This is a genomic window from Planotetraspora mira, from assembly GCF_016863275.1.
In the GTDB taxonomy this organism is placed as follows: domain Bacteria; phylum Actinomycetota; class Actinomycetes; order Streptosporangiales; family Streptosporangiaceae; genus Planotetraspora; species Planotetraspora mira.
This window is the reverse complement of sequence record NZ_BOOO01000030.1, coordinates 160080-180753: the sequence shown is the minus strand read 5'-3', so window position 1 is coordinate 180753 and position 20674 is coordinate 160080. Positions and strand designations below refer to the sequence as shown.

Annotated in this window: 19 protein-coding genes; 17 read left to right on the top strand and 2 right to left on the bottom strand. The window is 68.6% G+C overall.

Annotation, left to right across the window (positions count from 1 at the left end; all coding sequences use genetic code 11):
- Positions 1-11 precede the first annotated feature (11 nt).
- The 8 genes from Pmi06nite_RS25775 to Pmi06nite_RS25740 are packed head-to-tail and all read left to right on the top strand — an operon-like array spanning position 12 to position 9512.
- Positions 12-1802, top strand: a complete 1791-nt coding sequence (locus tag Pmi06nite_RS25775; protein WP_203955683.1) for a peptide ABC transporter substrate-binding protein — start codon at positions 12-14, stop codon at positions 1800-1802.
- Between the two features lie 4 nt (positions 1803-1806).
- Positions 1807-2754, top strand: a complete 948-nt coding sequence (locus tag Pmi06nite_RS25770) for an ABC transporter permease (RefSeq protein WP_203955682.1) — start codon at positions 1807-1809, stop codon at positions 2752-2754.
- A gap of 24 nt (positions 2755-2778) precedes the next feature.
- On the top strand, positions 2779-3705 hold the full coding sequence (locus tag Pmi06nite_RS25765) for an ABC transporter permease (protein ID WP_239114205.1): 927 nt from the start codon (positions 2779-2781) through the stop codon (positions 3703-3705).
- A 6-nt stretch (positions 3706-3711) separates the two neighbouring features.
- Positions 3712-5763 (top strand): ABC transporter ATP-binding protein, encoded by a 2052-nt coding sequence (locus Pmi06nite_RS25760; protein WP_203955681.1) that lies wholly within the window; start codon positions 3712-3714, stop codon positions 5761-5763.
- Complete coding sequence (locus tag Pmi06nite_RS25755) at positions 5750-6481, top strand: TetR/AcrR family transcriptional regulator (protein ID WP_203955680.1); 732 nt, start codon at positions 5750-5752, stop codon at positions 6479-6481. Before Pmi06nite_RS25760 ends, Pmi06nite_RS25755 begins: the two co-directional genes overlap by 14 nt.
- Positions 6478-8082 carry a N,N-dimethylformamidase beta subunit family domain-containing protein gene (locus Pmi06nite_RS25750; RefSeq protein WP_203955679.1) on the top strand — a complete coding sequence of 535 codons (1605 nt, stop codon included), beginning with the start codon at positions 6478-6480 and terminating at the stop codon, positions 8080-8082. The genes Pmi06nite_RS25755 and Pmi06nite_RS25750 overlap by 4 nt, the downstream gene beginning before the upstream one ends.
- 59 nt (positions 8083-8141) lie before the next feature.
- Positions 8142-9116 carry an agmatinase gene (speB, locus tag Pmi06nite_RS25745; RefSeq protein ID WP_203955678.1) on the top strand — a complete coding sequence of 325 codons (975 nt, stop codon included), beginning with the start codon at positions 8142-8144 and terminating at the stop codon, positions 9114-9116.
- A 39-nt stretch (positions 9117-9155) separates the two neighbouring features.
- Positions 9156-9512, top strand: a complete 357-nt coding sequence (locus Pmi06nite_RS25740; RefSeq protein WP_203955677.1) for a cupin domain-containing protein — start codon at positions 9156-9158, stop codon at positions 9510-9512.
- 17 nt (positions 9513-9529) lie between these two features.
- Here Pmi06nite_RS25740 and Pmi06nite_RS25735 read toward each other — a convergent pair whose 3' ends face one another.
- Positions 9530-10132 carry a TetR family transcriptional regulator gene (locus tag Pmi06nite_RS25735; protein WP_373317334.1) on the bottom strand — a complete coding sequence of 201 codons (603 nt, stop codon included), beginning with the start codon at positions 10130-10132 and terminating at the stop codon, positions 9530-9532.
- A 311-nt stretch (positions 10133-10443) separates the two neighbouring features.
- On the opposite strand from Pmi06nite_RS25735, the gene Pmi06nite_RS25730 reads away from it, so the two are divergent.
- From Pmi06nite_RS25730 to Pmi06nite_RS25710, 5 genes are all read left to right on the top strand, one after another.
- A complete protein-coding gene (locus Pmi06nite_RS25730) occupies positions 10444-11514 on the top strand; it encodes an acyl-CoA dehydrogenase family protein (protein ID WP_203955676.1) in 1071 nt (356 codons plus the stop codon).
- Positions 11514-12686 (top strand): acyl-CoA dehydrogenase family protein, encoded by a 1173-nt coding sequence (locus Pmi06nite_RS25725; RefSeq protein WP_203955675.1) that lies wholly within the window; start codon positions 11514-11516, stop codon positions 12684-12686. The genes Pmi06nite_RS25730 and Pmi06nite_RS25725 overlap by 1 nt, the downstream gene beginning before the upstream one ends.
- Positions 12687-12773: 87 nt before the next feature.
- Complete coding sequence (locus tag Pmi06nite_RS25720) at positions 12774-13688, top strand: bifunctional MaoC family dehydratase N-terminal/OB-fold nucleic acid binding domain-containing protein (RefSeq protein ID WP_203955674.1); 915 nt, start codon at positions 12774-12776, stop codon at positions 13686-13688.
- On the top strand, positions 13688-14113 hold the full coding sequence (locus Pmi06nite_RS25715) for a MaoC/PaaZ C-terminal domain-containing protein (protein WP_203955673.1): 426 nt from the start codon (positions 13688-13690) through the stop codon (positions 14111-14113). The genes Pmi06nite_RS25720 and Pmi06nite_RS25715 overlap by 1 nt, the downstream gene beginning before the upstream one ends.
- Before the next feature lie 127 nt (positions 14114-14240).
- Positions 14241-15413, top strand: coding sequence for a lipid-transfer protein (locus Pmi06nite_RS25710; RefSeq protein WP_203955672.1), 1173 nt, complete (start codon positions 14241-14243; stop codon positions 15411-15413).
- Between the two features lie 230 nt (positions 15414-15643).
- Here Pmi06nite_RS25710 and Pmi06nite_RS25705 read toward each other — a convergent pair whose 3' ends face one another.
- Positions 15644-16882, bottom strand: a complete 1239-nt coding sequence (locus Pmi06nite_RS25705) for an RNA polymerase sigma factor (RefSeq protein ID WP_203955671.1) — start codon at positions 16880-16882, stop codon at positions 15644-15646.
- Between the two features lie 323 nt (positions 16883-17205).
- Here Pmi06nite_RS25705 and Pmi06nite_RS25700 point away from each other — a divergent pair, with 323 nt between their 5' ends.
- Genes Pmi06nite_RS25700 through Pmi06nite_RS25685 form a run of 4 tightly spaced genes read left to right on the top strand, consistent with a single transcriptional unit; the run spans position 17206 to position 20566 of the window.
- A complete protein-coding gene (locus Pmi06nite_RS25700; RefSeq protein ID WP_203955670.1) occupies positions 17206-18282 on the top strand; it encodes an ABC transporter ATP-binding protein in 1077 nt (358 codons plus the stop codon).
- Complete coding sequence (locus Pmi06nite_RS25695; RefSeq protein ID WP_203955669.1) at positions 18279-18956, top strand: ABC transporter permease; 678 nt, start codon at positions 18279-18281, stop codon at positions 18954-18956. Before Pmi06nite_RS25700 ends, Pmi06nite_RS25695 begins: the two co-directional genes overlap by 4 nt.
- Complete coding sequence (locus Pmi06nite_RS25690) at positions 18953-19615, top strand: ABC transporter permease (RefSeq protein WP_203955668.1); 663 nt, start codon at positions 18953-18955, stop codon at positions 19613-19615. The genes Pmi06nite_RS25695 and Pmi06nite_RS25690 overlap by 4 nt, the downstream gene beginning before the upstream one ends.
- A gap of 36 nt (positions 19616-19651) precedes the next feature.
- Positions 19652-20566 carry an ABC transporter substrate-binding protein gene (locus Pmi06nite_RS25685; RefSeq protein ID WP_203955667.1) on the top strand — a complete coding sequence of 305 codons (915 nt, stop codon included), beginning with the start codon at positions 19652-19654 and terminating at the stop codon, positions 20564-20566.
- The last annotated feature ends 108 nt before the right edge of the window (positions 20567-20674 follow it).

Sequence of the window (20674 nt, the reverse complement as noted above, 5' to 3'; positions counted from 1 at the left end):
CCGTGCTCGTCATGAGCTGGCTTCTCGCCGCCTGTACCGGGGGCGGCGCCCCCTCGGCCGGTGTGAACGCTCCGGCGACCGGCGCACCGCAGGAGGGGGGCACGGCCACATGGGCCGAAGCGCCAGGAACCCCTCCGAACTACATCTTTCCGCTGGATGCCCTGCAGTACTTCAGCACCTCGAACATCAACCAGTTCCAGTACCTGATGTGGCGGCCGCTGTACTGGTTCGGCGACGGCGACAAGATCGTCGAGAATGACGATCTGAGCCTGGCCGAGCCGCCCAAGTACACCAAGGGCAACACCGTCGTCGACATCACACTGAAGCCGTACAACTGGTCGGACGGCAAGCCGGTGACCAGCAGGGACGTCACCTTCTGGATCAACATGCTGCGGGCCAACTCGGCGAACTACGGCGAATACGTCCCCGGGTTCTTCCCCGACGACGTGAAGTCGGTCGATGCGCCGAAGCCGAACGAGATCGTCCTGACCCTGGACGCCCCGGTCGACCCGACGTGGTTCACGTTCAACGAGCTCAGCCAGATCACCCCGATGCCGCAGCACGCCTGGGACAAGACCTCCGCCGCGGGCGCCGTCGGTGACTACGACCAGCAGACCTCGTCCGCGCGGGCCGTCTACAAGTTCCTCGACGGCCAGGCGAGCAAGTTGCAGTCGTACGCCTCCGACCCGCTATGGCAGGTGGTCGACGGGCCGTGGAAGCTGTCGGCGTTCCGGCCCGACGGGTACGCGGAGTTCGTCCCCAACGCGAGCTACTCGGGGGCGAACAAGCCACACCTGGCCAAGTTCGTCGAGCAGCCGTTCACGTCGGCCGCCGCCGAGTTCAACGCCCTGCGCGCCGGACAGCTGACCTACGGCTACATCCCGGCGACCGATCACGGCCAGGAGAAGGCGCTGCAGGCCACGGGCTACACCGTGGACCCCTGGTACCTCTGGTCGATGAACGTGATGCCCATGAACTTCCACAACCCCAAGGTGGGCGCGCTGTTCTCGCAGTTGTACGTCCGGCAGGCGATGCAGAGCCTGATCGACCAGCCGCAGTACATCAACGCGATCCTGCACGGCAACGGAGGGCCGGACAACGGCCCGGTGCCCACCAAGCCCGACTCTCCCTACCTCAGCGACGCCGGCAAGACGCCGCTGTATCCGTACGACCCGAAGCACGCCGCGGACCTGCTGCGGGCCAACGGCTGGAACGTGACCTCCGGAGGCGTGTCGACCTGCGCCTCTCCCGGCACCGGTAGCGGGCACTGCGGCGCGGGCGTCACGGCCGGGCAGAAGCTCAGTTTCGATCTCGTCTACGCCTCCGGCGTCCCGGAGGTCGACCAGGAGATGCGCGCCTTCAAGTCGGCGCTGAGCCAGGTGGGCATCGAACTCAACCTCTCGCAGACGCCCACCAGCGACATCTTCGGCGTCACCACGCCGTGCAAGCCGTCGGAGGCGGCGTGCTCCTGGCAGATGGCCTACTGGGGCACCGGCTGGGAGTTCGCGCCGGACAACTACCCGAGCGGCGAGGTGGCCTTCTCCACCGGCGCGGTCGGCAACTGGGGCAGCTACAGCGACAAGACCATGGACGAGAAGGTCAAGGCCACGACGACCGAGAACGACCCGTCCGTGTTCGCCGATTGGGAGGACTACACCGCCCAGCAGTTGCCGATGCTCTTCATGCCGACCGAAGCGAGCCAGGTGTCGGCCATCAAGAGCAGTCTCGGCGGCGCGATCCCGCAGCCGTCCGACGGCCTTTCGCTCACCCCGGAGAAGTGGTACTTCGTGAAGCAGGGATGACGACGTGAGCAAGTTCATCGTCCGGCGCCTGTGGCAGAGCGTGCTCGTCGTCCTCGGCGTGACCATCGTGGTGTTCGTTTTCACCAGGCTGTTGCCCGGCGGCCCGGCCCGGGCGATCCTCGGCCCCAGGGCCACGCCGGCGGCGATCGCGGCGTTCGACCACGCGAACGGGTACGACCGTCCGCTGGTGGCGCAGTACGTGGTGTGGCTGGGGCATCTGGCCACGGGAAACCTCGGGTACTCCTACAAGCTGAACCAGAGCGTGGCCGCCCTGATCGCCGACCGGCTGCCCAAGACGGTCCTGCTCGTCGGCATCGCGAACCTGATCGCCCTGGTCGTCGCCGTGCCGCTCGGGCTGGCCCAGGCGGTGAGGCGCAACCGGCTCACCGACTACGCCGTCACCGGTGTCGCGTTCGTCTTCTACTCGATGCCGCTGTTCTGGTTGTCGATCCTGCTGGTGATCGTCTTCTCGATCGACCTCGGGGCGCTGCCGCCCCAGGCGCCCCAGGGAGACTTCCTCGACGTGCTCACGCACCCGTCCGGGCTGGTGCTGCCGGTGCTCACCCTCACCCTGGTGACCGTCGCGTTGTTCACCCGGTACACCCGGTCGTCGGCGATCGAGGCGCTGACCCAGGACTACGTCCGGACCGCCCGAGCCAAGGGAGCCTCGACGAACCTCGTCGTGGTCCACCATGTCCTGCGGAACTCGCTCCTGCCGATCATCACGATGATCGGGCTCACCATCCCGGTCGTCGTGAGCGGGGCCCTGGTGGTCGAGTCGGTCTTCAACTTCCCCGGAATGGGCCTGCTGTTCTGGAGCGCGGCGCAGACCCAGGACTACCCGATCCTGCTCGGCACCACCGTCGTGGTCGGCGTGGCGACCGCGCTGGGGTCGCTGCTCGCCGACCTGTTGTACGCGGTCGTCGACCCCCGCATCCGATCCGCCCGATAGCCGGCCAGCAATGAGGAGACACCGATGACCCTCACCGAGGCGGAGATGCCGCCCCGACCCGGCCTCCCCGCCGCCCCGGCGCAGGAGGGCCGCGCGGCCGCCTCGCCGATCAGGGCCGCGCTCAAGGTCTTCGTGCAGAACAGGCTGGCGGTCCTCGGCCTCGTGCTGGTGGTGCTGATCGTCCTGTTCTGTTTCGTGGGGCCGCTGGTCTACCACACCGACCAGGTGCACACGAATCTCGACCAGGTGACCCTGCCCCCCGGGGCCGGGCACCCCGTCGGCACCGACAGCGTGGGATACGACGAACTGGGGCGGCTCATGGCGGGCGGTCAGACCTCGCTTGAGGTCGGCCTGGCCGCCGCGCTGATCGCCACCTTGTTCGGCAGCGTCTACGGCGCCATCGCCGGCTACGTCGGAGGCGTGGTCGACGGCCTGATGATGCGGGTCACCGACATCCTGCTGTCCATCCCGACGCTGTTCTTCCTCCTGCTGATGGCGACGATCTTCCGGCCGTCCAAGCCGGTGCTCATCATCGTCATCGCGGTGGTCTCCTGGCTCATCCCCGCCAGGCTGATCCGCGGGGAGACGCTTACTCTCAAGATCAGGGAGTACGTCCAGGCGGCTCGCGGCATGGGCGCGGGCGGACCGTACAACCTCTTCCAGCATGTGCTGCCGAACGCGATCGGCACGATCGCGGTCAATGTGACCTTCCAGATCGCGGATGCGATCCTCGCGGTCGCCGCCATGAGTTACCTCGGGCTCGGCGTCCCCCCGCCGGCCGCCGACTGGGGCGGGATGCTCTCCGACGGTGTCAACTACAGCTACTCCGGCTACTGGTGGCTGATCTATCCGCCGGGCCTCGCGATCGTGCTGACGGTCGTGGCCTTCAACTTCATCGGCGACGCGGTCCGCGACTCCTTCGAGTCCCGGCTGCGGACGGTTAGGGGCTGACCCGCCATGACCCAGAACGTCTCCGCCGCCCCCGCGGGGCTGCTGCGCATCGAGGACCTGCACACCCAGATCCGGTCCGGGGACACGACCGTGCACGTCGTCAATGGCGTCGACCTGCACGTCGACCGCGGCGAGGTCCTCGGGATCGTGGGCGAGTCCGGCAGCGGCAAGACGCTGACGGCCCTGTCGGTGATGAGGTTGCTGCCACACGGCGGGCGCATCACGGGCGGGCGGATCATGCTCGACGGCCGCGACCTGGTCCCCCTGTCGGAAAGCGGGTTGCGCCGGGTTCGTGGCGGTGAGATCGGCATGGTCTTCCAGGACCCGATGTCGTCGCTCAATCCGACCATGGCGATCGGTGACCAGGTCGCCGAGGCCGTACGGCTGCACCGGCGGGTCTCCCGGCGCCAGGCGGCCGCGCGTGCGGTCGAGGTGCTCGACCAGGTCGGCATGCCGGCCGCGGCCCGGCGCGTCCACGACTACCCCCATCAGTTGTCCGGGGGCATGCGGCAGCGGGTCATGATCGCGATCGCGCTGGCCTGCGAGCCGAAGCTGCTCATCGCCGACGAGCCGACGACTGCTCTCGACGTCACCATCCAGAAGCAGATCCTCGGTGTCATCGACCGGCTGCGGCGCGAGCTCGACATGGGCGTCGTCCTCGTGACCCACGATCTCGGCGTCGTCGCCGGCTACGCCGACCGGGTCGCGGTCATGTACGGCGGGCGGATCGTGGAGACGGCGGCGACCGACGAGTTGTACGGGCGGGAGAGACATCCGTACACGGCCGCGCTGTTCGACGCGCTGCCGGAGAGGGCCGTGAACACCGGCGAGCCGTTGCGGACGATTCCAGGGCAGCCGCCCGACCTGTCCTCGCCCATCACCGGCTGCGCCTTCGCCCCACGGTGCGTCCGGGCGACCGACCGGTGCCGCGCGGAGTTCCCCGCCGTGACCGTCGAGGCGGGCGGTCATGCCTACCACTGCTTCGTCCCGCTCGAGCACGTCGGCGCGGCCCCGCGCGCGGCCGTGGCCGAGCCCGCGGCCGGCCGGCCGTCCGATGAGGCGCCGGTCGTGGTGGAACTCGTCGACCTGCACAAGGAGTTCCCGGTGAACCGCGGCGTGCTCCAGCGCAGGGTCGGAAGCGTCAGCGCCGTCGCCGGTGTCAGCCTGAGCATCCGGGCAGGGCAGACCTTCGGCCTCGTCGGCGAGTCCGGCTGCGGCAAGACCACGATCGGCCGCATCCTGGCCGGCCTGGAGCGGCCCACGTCCGGACGGGTGCTGTATCACGGCGACGATCTCGCCGGCCTGCGTGGTGCGCGGCGCAAGCGGCTCCTGCGCGGAATCCAGTTCATGTTCCAGGACTCATACGCCGCCATGGACCCGCGGATGCGGGCGGGCTCCATCCTGGCCGAGCCGATGCGCGTCCAGCGCTCCGAGGACAGGACCGCAAGGCGGGCACGCGTGGAGGAGTTGCTGGGTCAGGTCGGGATGGCGCGCGGAGCGGTGCGCCGCTACCCCCATGAGTTCTCCGGCGGTCAGCGGCAACGGCTCGGACTGGCCAGGGCCCTCGCGCTGCGGCCCGAACTCGTCGTCGCCGACGAGCCGGTGTCCGCTCTGGACGTCTCGATCCAGGCGCAGATCCTGAACCTGATGCGCGACCTGCAGCGACAGACGGCGATCAGCTATGTGGTCATCTCGCACGACCTGTCCGTCGTCCGCTACATCTCCGACGTGATCGGTGTGATGTACCTCGGCAAGCTCGTCGAGGTCGGGCCCGCCGAGATCGTTTACGGGCGCCCGGCGCATCCGTACACTCGGGCGCTGATCGACACGGTGCCGGTGGCGGACCCCCCGCGCGAGCGGGCCCGACGCAATCAGGTACTCGGCGGTGAGATCGCGAGCGCGACCAACCCGCCGAGCGGCTGCCGGTTCCGGACGCGATGCCCCTACGCGGCCGACGTCTGTGCGTCGTCCGAGCCGCCACTGCGGCCCCTCGGACCCGGACTGCAGAGCGTGGCCTGTCACTTCCCCCTGGAGGTCAGCCCCGATGGCAGCACGTGAGCCCAACCGCTCGGCCGAGCAACTGGAGACCCGGCACCGGATCCTCAGAGAGGCCGCCACGCTGTTCGCCGACAAGGGATACGCCGCGACGACCACTCGGGAGATCGCTGCCGCAGTCGGCGTGCAACAGCCCTCGTTGTTCCATCACTTCGGGTCCAAGCAGGAGATCCTCGACAGCCTGCTCCGGGTCAGCATCGAGGTGCCGGCGGCGACTTTGAAGGCGCTCGTGCGCCAGGAGGGTTCACCGGCGGAGCGGCTCATGGCCCACCTGTTCCTCGACGCCCGGCACATCCTCAGCTGCCCCTACAACCTGCTGGGGCTGCACGCCGACGACGTGCTGCTCGGCGACTTCGGACGCTGGCGGGCCAAGCTCGACGAACTGCACCGGGGGATCCGCCGCCTCGTCCGCAGCGCCGTACAGGAGGGCGAGTTCGTCGCGGTCGAGCCGGAGTTCGCCCAGTGGACGCTCACCGGAGGCACCCTCGCGGTCATCCGGATCCACGGAGGAGCGCCACGCCCGCGCCCCGACCGGACGGCCTGGCAGGCGAGCCGCTTGCTCACCCGGATGTACCTCGCGCGGCCGGAGACGCTCGACGCGTGCCAGCGCGGCGCCTCGGAGATCGTCGACCGCATCCGCGCCGAGGCCACGCCGGAAGATTCGCCGGCGGACAAGCCGAAGGCGAAAGAGAAAGTGAAAGAGAAGGAAGTAGCGCCGTGACCCAACTACGCCCGGAATACGCCTGGTCACCTGTCGGCTGGTCGTCGGAGTTCCCCACCGATGACCCCGCCCACGCGGAAGTGTGGTGCTACGCGGACCGGTTCAGCTATCACCGGGGGGACCAGGTGCGGCTGCACGGCTCGACTACGGCTGAGACCTTCGACATCGAGGTCGTCCGGGACGGAGCGCGGCCGCGCACGGTGTTGCTGCTGGAGGGGGTCCCCGGAAAACACGCCTCGACGGCGCCGGACTGTTATGCCACCGGATGCGGCTGGCCGGTCCTCGCCACGATCGACGTGGACGCCTCGTGGTCGAGCGGCTTCTATCTCGTGCTGGTGCGCACCACGCGTGCGGACGGCACCGTGTTCGAGCGCGAGCACTTCTTCGTCGTCAAGCCGGACGCCGACGGGCCCAAGAAGCCCCTCGCGCTCGTGTTGTCGACCAGCACGATGATGGCCTACAACGACTGGGGCGGTGCGAACCAGTACCGCGGCATCGGCGACGATCCCCGCAACGACATCGGCGCGCCGGTCGTCTCCGCACGCAGGCCGATCGCGCGCGGCATGTTGCGCAAGCCTCCGGGGGCGCCCCGGGAGTCGAACTCGTTCACCCCGCCGCCCTTCTGGCAGCCTCGGTACGAGGCCTACGAGTGGGCGCGGTACAACGGCTACTCCCGCCATCACGCCGACGCGTTCTGGGCGACGTACGAGCGTCCGTTCGTGGTGTGGGCGGAGGAGGCCGGCTACGAGCTCGACTACCTCACCCAGCACGACCTCGACGCGGACCCCGACGTGCTCGCCGGTCACCGTTGCGTGATCCTTGTCGGCCACGACGAGTACTGGTCGTGGCGGATGCGCGACGCCGTCGACCGCCTCGTCGACAGTGGCGGGAACGTGGCGCGGTTCGGCGGCAACTTCTTCTGGCAGGTGCGCATCACCGACGACGGCGGCACGCAGATCTGCTACCGCGACCCGGCCGCCGACCCTGTGACGGAGACCGCGGACGCCCATCTGGTGACCACGGCCTGGGACTATCCGCCGATCGGCCGGCCTGCCGCCGAGACGATGGGCCTGACCGGCTCGTCGGGCGTCTACGCCCGGTACGGCAACGCGGCGCCGAGGTCCTCCGGCGGATTCACCGTCTACCGGCCGAACCACTGGGCGTTCGACGGCACCGATCTGTACTACGGCGACGTCATCGGCGCCGCGCCCGTCACCATCGCGGCATTCGAGCTCGACTCGGTCGAATACACCTTCCGGCAGGGCCAGCCGTACCCGACCTTCGTCGACGGAGCGCCGGAGAATCTGGAGATCATCGCCATGTGCCCGGCGGTTCTCGCGGAGGAGGACCGCTGGTCGGGCACCATGCCGCTCGGCAGCGGCGGCGCGTCGGAGAGCCAGGGCCTGCGCGAGCTGACGGGACGGACCGGTGATCCCGCCGATCCGTCCTGGCAGTACGGATCCGGGATGATGGCGACGTTCACCCGCAATGGCGGCACCGTCTTCAACGCCGGGACCACCGAGTGGGTCAACGGCCTCGTCGCGGGCGACTTCTTCACCGAGAAGATCACCCGTAACGCCCTCGACCGGCTCGGCGGATAGCGGCCGAGACGGCCGCCGCCAGTTCCCTGCCCGAACCGCGTACCCGAAGGACCCTGAGCATGCCTGAGCACACCGACGACGGCCCGATCGGTCCGGTCGACGCCTCTCTCGTCCCGCGATACGGCGGCGAGTCGACGTTCGCGAGGCTGCCACGCCTCGACCAGGTCTCCCACGCCGACGTCGCCCTGCTGGGCGTGCCGTTCGACAGCGGGGTCAGCTACCGCCCGGGTGCGCGGTTCGGGCCGGGGCACATCCGGCAGTCCTCGCGGCTTCTGCGCCCCTTCGATCCCGCGTTGCGGGCCGAGCCGTTCGCCGAGCAGCAGGTCGTCGACGCGGGCGACGTGGTCTGCAATCCCTTCGACATCAAGGCGGCGATCGAGGCGATCGACCTGGCGGCGAGTGACCTGCTGGGCCGGGGCACCAAGGTCGTGGCCCTCGGCGGCGACCACACGATCGCCCTGGCGATGTTGCGCGCTCTCGCCCGGCGGCACGGGCCCGTTGCCGTCCTGCACTTCGACGCGCATCTGGACACGTGGGAGACCTACTTCGGCGAGCCGTACACGCACGGCACGCCGTTCCGGCGCGCGGCCGAGGAGGGCCTGCTCGACGAGCGGCGCTGCGCGCACGTGGGCATCCGCGGCCCCCTGTACAGCTCGCTCGATCTCCAACAGGACGAACAACTCGGCTTCCAGGTCTTCACGGCCGACGACGTCGAGGGTCGCGGCGCCGCGGACGTCGCTCGCGGGGTGCGTGCGCGCCTCGGCGACGGCCCCGTCTACGTCTCGATCGACATCGACGTGCTGGATCCCGCGCACGCGCCGGGGACGGGCACGCCGGAGGTCGGCGGCCTGAGCTCGCGTGAGCTCCTGGTCATCCTGCGCGGGCTGGCCGGCATGGAGATCGTCGGCGCCGATGTCGTCGAGGTCTCGCCGTCCTACGACCATGCCGAGATCACCGGCATCGCGGCGGCGAACGTCGCCTACACGCTGCTGTCGTTGCTGGCGCTGAACTCCCGGCCGGACTCCGGCGGCTGAGCGTCACCTTCATCCGAGCCACGACTCTAGGAGGGTTCCATGGACATTTCCGCGATAACGGTGCTGGGCGCGACCGGCCGGGCTCCCTACGTGCCGCCGCTGAGCGACTACGCCTCGGCGTCGCCGTCATGGGCCGAGGCGGAGTTCGGCTGCTTCGACACGGCGACGGACTCGGTCCGGGTGGGCTACTGGACCGGTGAACCCGGCACCGTACGGCTGGATCCGTGGCCCTACACGGAGATCTGCTCCATCCTCACCGGGCGGGTCGCCGTGGCGGACACGGCCGGCGGGCGGATCGATTTCGGTCCCGGCGACGGTTTCGTGGTGCCGAAAGGCTTCGTGGGTGACTGGCTGACGCTGGAGCCGGCCACGAAGTACTTCATCGCGGTGGGATGACGCGTCCGGCCGAGCGGTCAGAAGTCGGAGAAGAGCCGCCCGGCGGCGATCTCGATCCTGCGCTGGACCTGCTCGTAGGTCCGGCGGCCGCGGAGCATCTCGAGCAACTCCTGCACCCAGACGCCGGACAACGACCCGGCCAGCGCGAACTGCTCCTCGGTCGCGCCCTCCATCGTCAGCCCGTCTCCCGCGACCCGCAGCAACAGCCCGGCCATCCGGTCGCCGAACGGTATGTCCACCTCGGCCATGATCAGCGAGCGGATCAGGGCGTCGGCGAGCTCCGGCTCGCGCATCAGCCCCCGGGTGGCCCGCATCAGGATGTCGACGGCCCGGCCCGCGGGTGTGGCGGCGCTGGGCGGGCGGCGCTCGATACTCGACTCCAGCGTGTCGATCTCCTCGCCGACCACGGCGACGACGAGATCCATCTTGGAGGGGAAGTAGCGGTAGAGGGTCCCGAGGGCGACGCCCGCACGCTCGGCGACGGTGCGCATCTGCATGGCCTCGACGCCGCCCCGTGAGGCGAGCGCGGCCGCCGCCTGGACGATGCGCTTGCGCCTTTGGTGCTGGCTCCGCGTCCGCACTCCCGGTGTGGGAGTGGGAGAGATCGGATGGCTGTCCACCACGGATGCCCCCTCGGAATGTGGCCCCGGGGCGTCCGCGCCGACAGGCGAGATACGCATAGGAACACGTTATCTGATTCCCGGTCTGACCCGGTGGTTACTCGCCAGTCACAAATACCGGGCCCCTTGCATGTCTTTTCATGTTTCAAGGGGATGTGGGAGCCGATCCGGGGATCACCCTATGGACACAGATTAGAATGTGTTCTAGTTTTCGGTTCTGTCAGGTATGCGAGGAGGCGGGTCCGGGGCGTACGGCGATGCCCCGGGGACGGCGCGGAAATCGGGACCGAGTTCGCCCTTCTGGAGGGCCAGTGGACTTCAATGTGGACGAGACCCAGGCAGAGCTGCGCACGCTTGCGTCCGACGTGCTCGATCGGGAGGCCGCGCAGGCGCGGATCGAGGCCCATGAAAAGAGCGGCCTGCCGTACGACGCGAAGACGTGGAAGGCGATGGCGCAGGCCGGCCTGCTGGGTGCGTGTCTTCCCGAGGAGGCCGGAGGCGCGGGCCTCGGCGCGGTCGAGATGGCGGTGATCCTCAGGGAGACCGGCGCCCGGGTCGCGCCCGTCCCCGTCCTGCCCAGCCTCGTCGCCGCTCTGACCGTCTCGCGGTACGGCACGGCCGCGCAGAAGGAGGCCCTCGCGCCGCTGGCCGAGGGAGAGTCGGTGCTCACGTTCGCCTTCAGGGAGCCGGGCGCGGATCCGGGGGAACCGCCGACGGTCACGGCCGCCGGCGGAAGGATCACTGGGCGCACGACCGTCGTCTCCCACGCCGCGGCGGCGTCGGGGATCCTCGTCCCCGCCCGGGTCGAAGGGGCGGGGGTCGGTCTCTTCCTCGTCGAGCCGAGGGCCGTGGCCGTACAGGAGGTGACGCTGTCGACGGGCGAGCCGGGCTCGGTGATCACCATGGACGGCGCTCCCGGAGAGGCGGTCGGCGAGGCCGACGGCGCGGCGTGGGAGTCGCTCCGGCTGCACGCGCTCGCCGGCGTCACCGCGACCGCGTCCGGCGTGCTGGCGGGGGCGCTCAAGCTGACGACCGACTACATCAGGACGCGCCGCCAGTTCGACCGGGTGCTGGCCGAGTTCCAGGCCGTGACCATGCAGATCGCCGACGTCTACATCGCGGGCAGGGCGCTCGACGTGGCCGTGTGGTCGGGAGCCTGGCGACTGGCCCAGGGGCTGCCCGCGGAGGAGGACCTGGCGATCGCCGCCTTCCACACCACCGATTCCGCCCTCAAGGCCCTCTACACCTGCCAGCACCTGCACGGAGGCATCGGCCTCGACGTGACCTATCCGCTGCACCGCTACTTCGCCTGGGGCAAGAACGCCGCCCACCTCCTCGGCGGCTCGGAGGCCCAGCTCGACCTGATCGGAGCGCTGGTCTGATGTACATCGAACTGACCCCGGAGCAGCGGCGGCTCAGAGACGAGCTCAGGGAGTACTTCGCGGCCTGCCTCACGGCCGAGGACCGGGCGAAGCTGGCCCAGGATCCGTTCGGCCAGGCGTACATGGAGCACTGCCGCAGGCTGGGACGGGACGGCAAGCTCGGGCTCGGCTGGCCCAAGGAGTACGGCGGCGGCGGGTACGGGCCGCTGGAGCAGCAGATCTTCGCCAACGAGATCGCCAGGGCCGAGGTGCCCTACCCGATCATCACGCTGCAGACCGTCGGGCCGACGCTGATGCAGTACGGCACCCCCGAGCAGAAGGACTTCTTCCTGCCGCGCATCCTCGCGGGGGACTGCCACTTCGCGATCGGCTACAGCGAGCCGGGCGCGGGCACGGACCTCGCGTCGTTGCGGACGACGGCCGTCAGGGACGGCGACGACTACGTCGTGAACGGGCAGAAGATCTTCACATCGGGGGCGCACCACGCCCAGTACATATGGCTGGCCGCCCGCACCGACCCGAAGGCGAGCAAGCACCGCGGGATCAGCATGATGATCGTGGACTGCGCGGACCCCGGCTTCTCCTGGACGCCGATCGTCACGATGGACGGGCGCCACCACACGAACTCGACGTACTACTCCGACGTCCGCGTCCCGGCGACCATGGTCGTCGGCACGGAGAACAAGGGCTGGGACCTCATCGTCAACCAGCTCAACCACGAACGGGTGACCCTCGGGCCCGCCGGCAACATCGCGCACACCCACGTCAGGTTCGTGGCGTGGGCGAAGAACAAACCGGGCCGGGACGGCAGGCCGCTGTACGACAACCCTGCGGTGCGGCGGGCGATCGCCCAGGTCTACGCGTACTTCCGGACGAACGAACTGCTGAACTGGCAGGTCGCCGCGAACATGGACCTCGGCTGGCTGGGCGCGCCCGACGCGTCCGCCACCAAGATCTACGGTTCTGAGCGCATGCAGGACGTGGGCCGGATCGTGGGCGACACCCTGGCCCGCTTCGGCGACCCCGGAGACGAGGAGACGCGGGACCTGATCGAGCGGGTCGACCGCGGCGTCAAGGGGGCGATCGTCCTCACGTTCGGGGGCGGCGTCAACGAGGTGCAGCGCGAGCTCATCGCCATGCTGGGTCTCCAGCTTCCGAAGCCGCCGCGATGAGCCTGCCGGGGTGAAACCTGTGGGGATGAATGTGGCGGGGTGAGACCTGCCGGGATGGGCCTGCTTTCGAAGGGACGAGGAGATGCGATGACCGATCTGCGGGACCATCTGATGGCGCTCGTGGACAAGGCGGTCGCGGCGGGGGAGGGTCCGCGCCTCGCGGCGCCCCACCCCGTGAACGACACCATGATCAGCCACTGGACCGAGGCGATGGGGGACCGCAATCCCCTCTACACCGGCCCGGAGGCCGTCGCCCCTCCGGCGATGATCCAGGTGTGGTCGATGGAGGGGCTGAGGCGGGAACCGGCCGCGGAGCTGCGGAGACCGGTGGACGACGTCTTCGAGGCGCTCGACGAGGCCGGGTACACGGGCGTGGTGGCGACCAACTGCGAGCACACCTACCACCGGTATCTCGCGATGGGGGAGAAGCTGACCTCGAGCACCCGCCTGCTGGACACCGTGGGCCCCAAGCGGACCGCGCTCGGAGAGGGCTACTTCGTCACCTGGAACGTGACCTGGTACTCGGGCGACGAACCGGTGGCCGAGATGATGTTCCGGCTGCTGAAGTTCCGGCCGATCGAGAAGGTGAGCCGGGAGCCGTACCCGCTGACGCCGGCCGTGAACGGCGACACCCGGTTCTTCTGGGACGGCGTGCGGCAGGGTGAGCTGCGGATCCAGAAGTGCGGCGCGTGCGGAGAGCTGAGGCACCCGCCGGGACCGGTCTGCCCTTCGTGCCGGTCGGCCGAGCGGACGCACATCGTGGCGGGCGGCACGGGGACGGTCTACAGCTACGTGGTGCACCACCATCCGGCCGTGCCCGGGCGGGAGACGCCGTTCGTGGTGGCCGTGGTGGAGCTTCCCGAGGGGGTACGGATGGTCGGAAATATCGTGCAATACCCCATCGAGGACGTGTATGTCGGCATGCCTGTGCGGGTGACGTATCAGGAGATGGACGACGAGCTGACCCTGCCGATGTGGGTCCCGACTCAGGAGGAGGTGTGATGCAGGTCGTCGCCGGAAGCGTGCTGCCGCCCCTCACGATCGAGTTGACGCCCACGGTCGTGATCTCGACCGCTCTCGCGACGAGGGACTTCACGCCGGTCCACCACGACCCGGCCATCGCGAAGGCGCAGGGGTCGAAGGACATCTTTCTGAACATCCTCACGACGGTCGGCCTGGTCGAGAGGTACGTCAGCGACTGGGCCGGCCCCGAGGTCCTGTTCCGCGGCATCAAGGTGAAACTCGGCGTGCCGGCCTACGCGGGCGACACCCTGACCTTCTCCGGCACCGTGGCGACCGTCGAGGAGGACGAGGCCGTCATCGAGGTGACAGGCGCGGTCAGCCTCGGCCCCCACGTCACCGCCTCCGCCGTGATCATGCACAGGTTCGGAGAGTTGCCCGCCGACCTGGCCAAACCCCGCGCGTGATCATGCACAAGTTCGTGATCATGTCTCGTGACCTGCGGCAACGCTCGCCGTGATCATGCGCACTTTCGCGATCAACGTCATTGACCTGCACCGACCGTTTTCGTGATCATGCAGAAGGGGTGAGTCCATGAGCTCCCTGTCCGGCCGTACGGCTGTCGCGGGCATCGGCGCGACGGAGTTCTCCAAGGAGTCCGGGCGCTCGGAGTTGCAACTCGCCGCCGAAGCGGTGTTCGCCGCGCTCGACGACGCGGGGCTCTCGCCGTCCGATGTGGACGGCATGGTCACCTACACGCAGGACTCCAACGACGAGATCGCCGTCGCCCGCGAGGTGGGCATTGGCGATCTGTCCTTTTTCTCCCGAGTGCATTACGGCGGTGGCGCCGCCTGCGGCACGGTTCTGCATGCCGCAATGGCGGTCGCGACGGGGGCCGCCGAGGTCGTGGTCTGTTATCGCGCGTTCAACGAACGGTCGGGCCGGCGTTTCGGCCAGCCCAATGCGAGGCTCAGTGGCGAGCCGTCCTCTCAGGGGCTCGAAATGAGCTGGCATGTGCCGTACGGGCTGATAACGCCTGCGGCCTGGGTTGCCATGTTCGCGCGCCGGTATATGCACCAATATGGCGTTACGTCCGAAGACTTCGGCCGGGTGGCGGTGGCCATGCGGCGGCATGCTTCGACGAACCCGGCGGCCTGGTTCTATGGGCGTCCGATCACTTTGGCCGAGCATCAGGCGTCGAAGTGGATCGTCGATCCGCTGCATCTGCTGGACTGCTGCCAGGAGAGCGACGGCGCCGTGGCCTTGGTGGTCACCACCACCGAGCGCGCCAGGGATCTTCGTCGCTCACCCGCGGTGATCGCTGCGGCCGCCCAGGGGTCGGGCTCGGGGCAGATGATGATGACGAGCTATTACCGAGACGACATGAGTGGTCTTCCGGAAATGGGCGTAGTTGGCCGTAAATTGTGGGAGAAATCCGGGCTTTCTCCATCAGAAATTCAGACGGCCATCATTTATGATCATTTCACGCCATTTGTTCTTAATCAGCTCGAGGAACTCGGATTCTGCGGCCACGGTGAGGCGAAGGACTTCATTCAGGACGGCGGCATCGAGATCGACGGTCATCTGCCCGTCAATCCGCATGGAGGTCAACTCGGCGAGGCCTACATTCACGGCATGAATGGCATAGCGGAAGCCGTACGGCAAATCCGGGGGACTGCTGTCAATCAGGTCGCAGGCGTACAGAACGTCCTCGTCACGGCCGGTACGGGGGTTCCCACGAGTGGCCTCATCCTGTCGCAAGGGTGAGGCGGTGCCGCGAAAAGCCCCATCCGTGCATGATCACGAACATCGTCGTCGCAGGTGAGAGGCCTTGATCGCGAATCTGCGCATGATCACGGCGAGTGTTTGCGCAGGTCATGCAATATGATCACGAACCTGCGCATGATCACGCGCGGGGTTTGCGCAGGTCGGCGGGCAACTCTCCGAACCTGTGCATGATCACGCGCGGGGGGCGGCGGGGTTGGATCGCGGCGGGCTTAGTGGGTGACGATCGTGGGGACGCTGAAGAACACGATCAAGGCGATGGCCAGGCAGATCAGGAAGCCCACGAGCTCCCACAACCAGTCGTAGTGGCGCTCGCCCGACTTGGCCTTCTTGCGCTTCTTGAGGCGAGCCCCGGGCTTTGCCGCCTGCTGCTCCGGCGTCTCGACCTCTACGGTCGCCGCCGGCTCGTTTTGCGGCAGGTCCGTTTCGGTGGGAGCGGGGGGCGCCGGTGGCGTGCCCACCAGAGCCTCGGCCACCGGCGTCGAGATCTCGGTGTCCTGCGCGCGCTCCGGCTCGACCGGGCGGAAGGCGTCGAAGGTCGCATCGGCCTGCACCGGGGCGGAAGCCTCCGGCGCCGGCTCGGGTGCCCTCCTCCGGCGCGTACGGCTGTCGCCGAGAGCGTTGAGGATCGACCCTCGCACCTTGGGCATGGGCTGGGTCATGGCCTCGTGCTTGGCCTTGCGCCTCGGCTCCGGCGCCTCCGATGCCGGGGTCGGGTCGGTCTGCACCAGGACGGTGTCCGTCGCCTGGTCCGGGTTGCTCAGGGGCAACGGCCAGGTGGGAGTCGTGGGCCACAACTTCTTGGCGGACAGTTTGAGGGGGCCGTCGCCCACGCCCGACTCTTCGAGGATCAGAGACGACAACACCCGGCCGCGTATCGCGGCGACCGGGCGGCGCCACGGCAGGCGGGCGAGGATGTCCGCGACCGGGGCGACCCCGATCGCGTCGTAGACCTCCGCCACGTCCGCAGCGACGTACGGGGCGGAACGGGCGGCCGCCGTCGCGGTCTCGAGAGTCTGGACGAAGCGCCGCTGCGCCCCGAACGTGAGCTCCTCCGCGGTGTCGGCGGCGACGTCGAGGACGACGGCGATCTCGGGGGTGTTCAGCCCGCAGACGGCCGACAGCAGCAGCACCTCGCGCTGGTGGGGCCGGATGTCACGGAAGACCCGCTCGATCAGCGCGGTGGCGGGGTCGGCGACGGAGTCGACGGAAGGCAGGGCGTAGCTGACGTCCCTGCGGTAGATCTCGCGACGAGCCAGGGCGTACAGGGCGGCACGGGGTGGTGGTTCGACCGTCGGGACGCCGGTGAACACCGCGACCAGTGCGTCGCCCGCGGATGTCGACTCGCCCAACTGGTCGTGGCAGTACGCGAACAGCCCGGCGGCGTGACGCTCGTAGAGCTCGGCGATCAGTTCGCTCCGCGAGCGCTGACCGGTGAGCGATGAGGACACGACCGGCTCTCCTCTGATTCGTAGTGGAGGGGCTGGAGGGATTCTTGAGAGTAATCATGCCAAGACAACGTGGTCGAGCGCACTAATAGATGCCCTATTGATAGATATTCCGGTGTTGGAATTCTCATATTGATCATGTCGGTGAATCATCGACTGGACGGGACAGATCGGACGAGTGCCCCGTAGGCTGACGGGCACGTCATGTGACCGGGCGGCACACGGTGAGCGCGGCGGCCGAGAAGGCCCACGGGAGTCGATCCCGGGAACACCGATGTCGCCCGGCCTGTTGTCGTGATCGCTTGCTGTCGAGGGACGAGGTACGTGTGATCACATTTGAAGGCGTGACCAAGCGCTACCCCGATGGAACGGTGGCGGTGGACGACCTCAGCCTCCAGGCGCCCACGGGCGCGATCACGGTCTTCGTCGGCCCTTCCGGATGCGGGAAGACCACCTCGCTCCGAATGATCAATCGCATGATCGACGCCACCTCGGGCCGGATCCTGCTCGACGACCAGGACGTCCGCGCGATCGATCCGCCGACGTTGCGCCGTGGCATCGGCTACGTCATCCAGCAGGCGGGGCTCTTCCCGCACCGCAAGATCGTCGACAACGTGGCGACCGTGCCGTACCTGCTGGGCTGGGACAAGAAGAAGGCCCGCGCGCGGGCGATGGAGCTGTTGGAGTTGGTCGGCCTGGACTCCAGGCTGGCCGGGCGTTATCCCTTCCAGCTGTCCGGAGGCCAGCAGCAGCGTGTCGGGGTCGCACGCGCCCTGGCCGCCGATCCGCCCGTGCTGCTCATGGACGAGCCGTTCAGCGCCGTCGACCCCATCGTCAGGGCGAGCCTTCAGGAGGAGTTGCTCCACCTCCAGTCGGAACTGCACAAGACGATCGTGTTCGTCACCCACGACATCGATGAGGCGATCAAGCTGGGGGACACGGTCGCCGTCCTCCGCGTCGGCGGACACCTGGCCCAGATGGCCGGTCCGGCCACGCTGCTGAGCGAGCCGGCCGACGACTTCGTCCGCGAGTTCCTCGGCAAGGACCGCGGCATCCGGCGGCTGTCGTTCGTGCCCGCCAAGGGGGTACGGCTCGGCTCCACTCCCGCCGACCTCGTGGTGGACGAGGACACCCGGCCTCTCGGATGGCGATCGAATGGCGGGCTCCTGCCGTACGGAACCTTCGACCCCGAGCGGGACTCGCTGCGCGCGGCGCTGGACGCGGCGCTGCTCTCGCCGAACGGCACGGCGATCGCCGTGGACGGCGACGGCCGCGTGATCGGGGTGGCGACGAGGGACGCGCTGGACGAGGTCCTCGCCCAGCACGCCACGGGGCCGGACGAGCAGGCTCGCGAGCCTGACGGAGAGGCCCCGGTGACCGATCCGAAGCGGGCGGAGTCATGAACGACGAGCCGCTGGTCCGCTGGGACTGGATCGCCAGAAACTGGGACAACGGCGGCCCATCGGCCATCAAGACGCTTCTGGAGAGCCACGTTGTGATGGCGTTGCTGCCGGTGGTCTTCGGGCTGCTCATCGCGCTGCCGCTCGGGGTCGCGTGCGCGCGGTGGCGCTGGCTCTACCAGCCGACGGCCGGGCTGATGAACGTCGTCTACTCCCTGCCGTCGCTCGTGTTGTTCTCCATATTCCTGTCCGTCACCGGGCTCACCCAGTCGACGGTGATCATCCCGCTGACCTTCTTCACACTGGCGGTGCTGATCCCCGCCGTGGTCGACGGGCTGGGCTCCGTGCCGGAGCACGTGCGGCAGTCGGCCGTGGCGATGGGCTTCCGGCCGCTGCGCCGCCTCCTTCAGGTCGAGTTGCCGGTCGCCGTGCCCGTGGTCCTCGGAGGCCTGCGGGTGGCGACGGTCTCCAGCATCAGCCTGGTGAGCGTGGGCGCGCTGATCGGCCAGGGTGGTCTGGGCAACCTCTTCATCGACGGATGGCAGCGGCAGTTCTACACGCCGATCGTCGTGGGGATCGTGCTCATCGTGCTGCTCGCCGTACTGTCCGACGGTCTGCTCGTGCTCGCGCAGCGGTTGCTCACCCCGTGGTCGCGGGCGAGGAGGAGGACGGCGTGAACTGGCTGATCGACTTCTTCGGTGACGCCGCCAACTGGTCCGGCCCCGACGGGATTCCCGCGCGCATCCTCGAGCACCTCGAGTTCTCAGCCGCGGCGTTCCTCATCGCGGCGGTGATCGCCGTTCCACTGGGTCTGCTGATCGGTCACACCGGCCGCGGCGCCTTCGTCGTCGTGGTCTCCGCGAACGCCGCCCGCGCGCTGCCCACGCTCGGACTCCTCGTGCTGGTCGTGCTGCTGATCGGGGTGGGGACCGTTCTGCCGGTCCTGATTCCCCTGGTCGTCCTGGCCGTCCCCCCGATCCTCGTCAACACCTACGAGGGTGTGCGGGGGGTCGACGCCGACCTGCGCGACGCGGCGTACGGCATGGGCCTGCGTGGGCGCCAGGTCCTTTTCCAGGTGCTGACGCCCAGCGCGCTGCCGCTGATCCTGCTCGGTCTCCGGCTGTCGGCGATCCAGGTGGTGTCCACCGCCACTGTGGCGGCCTTCGTCGGTCTGGGCGGGCTCGGGCGGTTCATCATCGACGGGCTCGCGACCAAGACATATTCGGACGTGATCGGGGGAGCGGTACTCATCGCGCTCCTCGCGCTGGCCGTCCAGTTGGGCTTCACGCTGCTCAACCGGGTGGTCGTCTCCCCAGGAGTGCGACAGGTCCGCTAATCTCCCTATTACCTCCCGATTGTGAAGGGATTATTGATGAAACGCATCCTCACCGCCGCCGTGGTCGCCGTGACCGCGGCGCTGACCCTATCCGCGTGTGGAGGTTCCGATCCGCTGACCTCTGCCACGCCGTCGAACGCGCCGGCGAGCTCGGCCGGAACGTCGGCCAAGGTCGTCGTCGGCTCGTTCAACTTCCCCGAGAGCATCCTGCTCGGCTCGATCTACGCGCAGGCTCTCCAGGCCAAGGGCGTCACCGTCGAGGAGAAGCCCAACATCGGCACTCGTGAGGTCGTCTACGACCAGGTCAAGAGTGGCGGCCTGACGGTCGTGCCCGAGTACATCGGCTCGCTGCTGGCCTTCGTCGACAAGACGAGCACCGCGAAGACCAAGGACGAGATCGTCGCCGGGCTGCAGGCCAAGCTTCCGGCCGAGCTCGGGGTCCTCGACCCCTCCGAGGCCCAGGACAACAACTCCCTGACGGTCACCAAGGAGACGGCGACCAAGGACAAGCTCACCACGATCGAGGACTTGGCCAAGGTGTCCAAGAACTACATCGTCGGCGGGCCGCCGGAGTTCAAGGAGCGGCAGGAGCAGAACTTCAAGGACGTCTACGGCATGGAGTTCAAGGAGTGGAAGCCGACGGGTGACACCACCGCTGACGCGATCAAGAGCGGCACGATCCAGGTGGGCAACGTGTTCACCACCGACCCCAAGATCGTGCTGAACGACCTGGTCTCGCTGCAGGACACCAAGAACGCGTTCGGCTCCGACAACGTCACGCCCCTCGTCTACAAGGCCGGGGTCGACGACACCGTCACCTCGACGCTCAACGCGGTCTCGGGCAAGCTCACCACGGAAACCTTGTTGTCCCTGATGAAGCGGATCTCCGTGGACAAGGACGACCCGCCCGTGGTCGCCAAGGACTGGCTGACCCAGAACGGCCTCCTCTAACCGCACCGACCCCCGTTTTCCCGCCCCTTTCCGCGTGATCATGCACAGGTTCGCGGAAAGGCGGCGTGACCTGCGTGAACGCATTTCGTGATCATGCGCGGATTCGTC

Excerpts from the sequence above, each read along its gene's own strand:
- Pmi06nite_RS25775 (WP_203955683.1), top strand. The coding sequence starts at position 12 with ATGAGCTGGCTTCTCGCCGCCTGTACCGGGGGCGGCGCCCCCTCGGCC.
- Pmi06nite_RS25765 (WP_239114205.1), top strand. The coding sequence starts at position 2,779 with ATGACCCTCACCGAGGCGGAGATGCCGCCCCGACCCGGCCTCCCCGCC.
- Pmi06nite_RS25760 (WP_203955681.1), top strand. The coding sequence starts at position 3,712 with ATGACCCAGAACGTCTCCGCCGCCCCCGCGGGGCTGCTGCGCATCGAG.
- Pmi06nite_RS25755 (WP_203955680.1), top strand. The coding sequence starts at position 5,750 with ATGGCAGCACGTGAGCCCAACCGCTCGGCCGAGCAACTGGAGACCCGG.
- speB (WP_203955678.1), top strand. The coding sequence starts at position 8,142 with ATGCCTGAGCACACCGACGACGGCCCGATCGGTCCGGTCGACGCCTCT.
- Pmi06nite_RS25740 (WP_203955677.1), top strand. The coding sequence starts at position 9,156 with ATGGACATTTCCGCGATAACGGTGCTGGGCGCGACCGGCCGGGCTCCC.
- Pmi06nite_RS25725 (WP_203955675.1), top strand. The coding sequence starts at position 11,514 with ATGTACATCGAACTGACCCCGGAGCAGCGGCGGCTCAGAGACGAGCTC.
- Pmi06nite_RS25720 (WP_203955674.1), top strand. The coding sequence starts at position 12,774 with ATGACCGATCTGCGGGACCATCTGATGGCGCTCGTGGACAAGGCGGTC.
- Pmi06nite_RS25715 (WP_203955673.1), top strand. The coding sequence starts at position 13,688 with ATGCAGGTCGTCGCCGGAAGCGTGCTGCCGCCCCTCACGATCGAGTTG.
- Pmi06nite_RS25710 (WP_203955672.1), top strand. The coding sequence starts at position 14,241 with ATGAGCTCCCTGTCCGGCCGTACGGCTGTCGCGGGCATCGGCGCGACG.
- Pmi06nite_RS25695 (WP_203955669.1), top strand. The coding sequence starts at position 18,279 with ATGAACGACGAGCCGCTGGTCCGCTGGGACTGGATCGCCAGAAACTGG.
- Pmi06nite_RS25685 (WP_203955667.1), top strand. The coding sequence starts at position 19,652 with ATGAAACGCATCCTCACCGCCGCCGTGGTCGCCGTGACCGCGGCGCTG.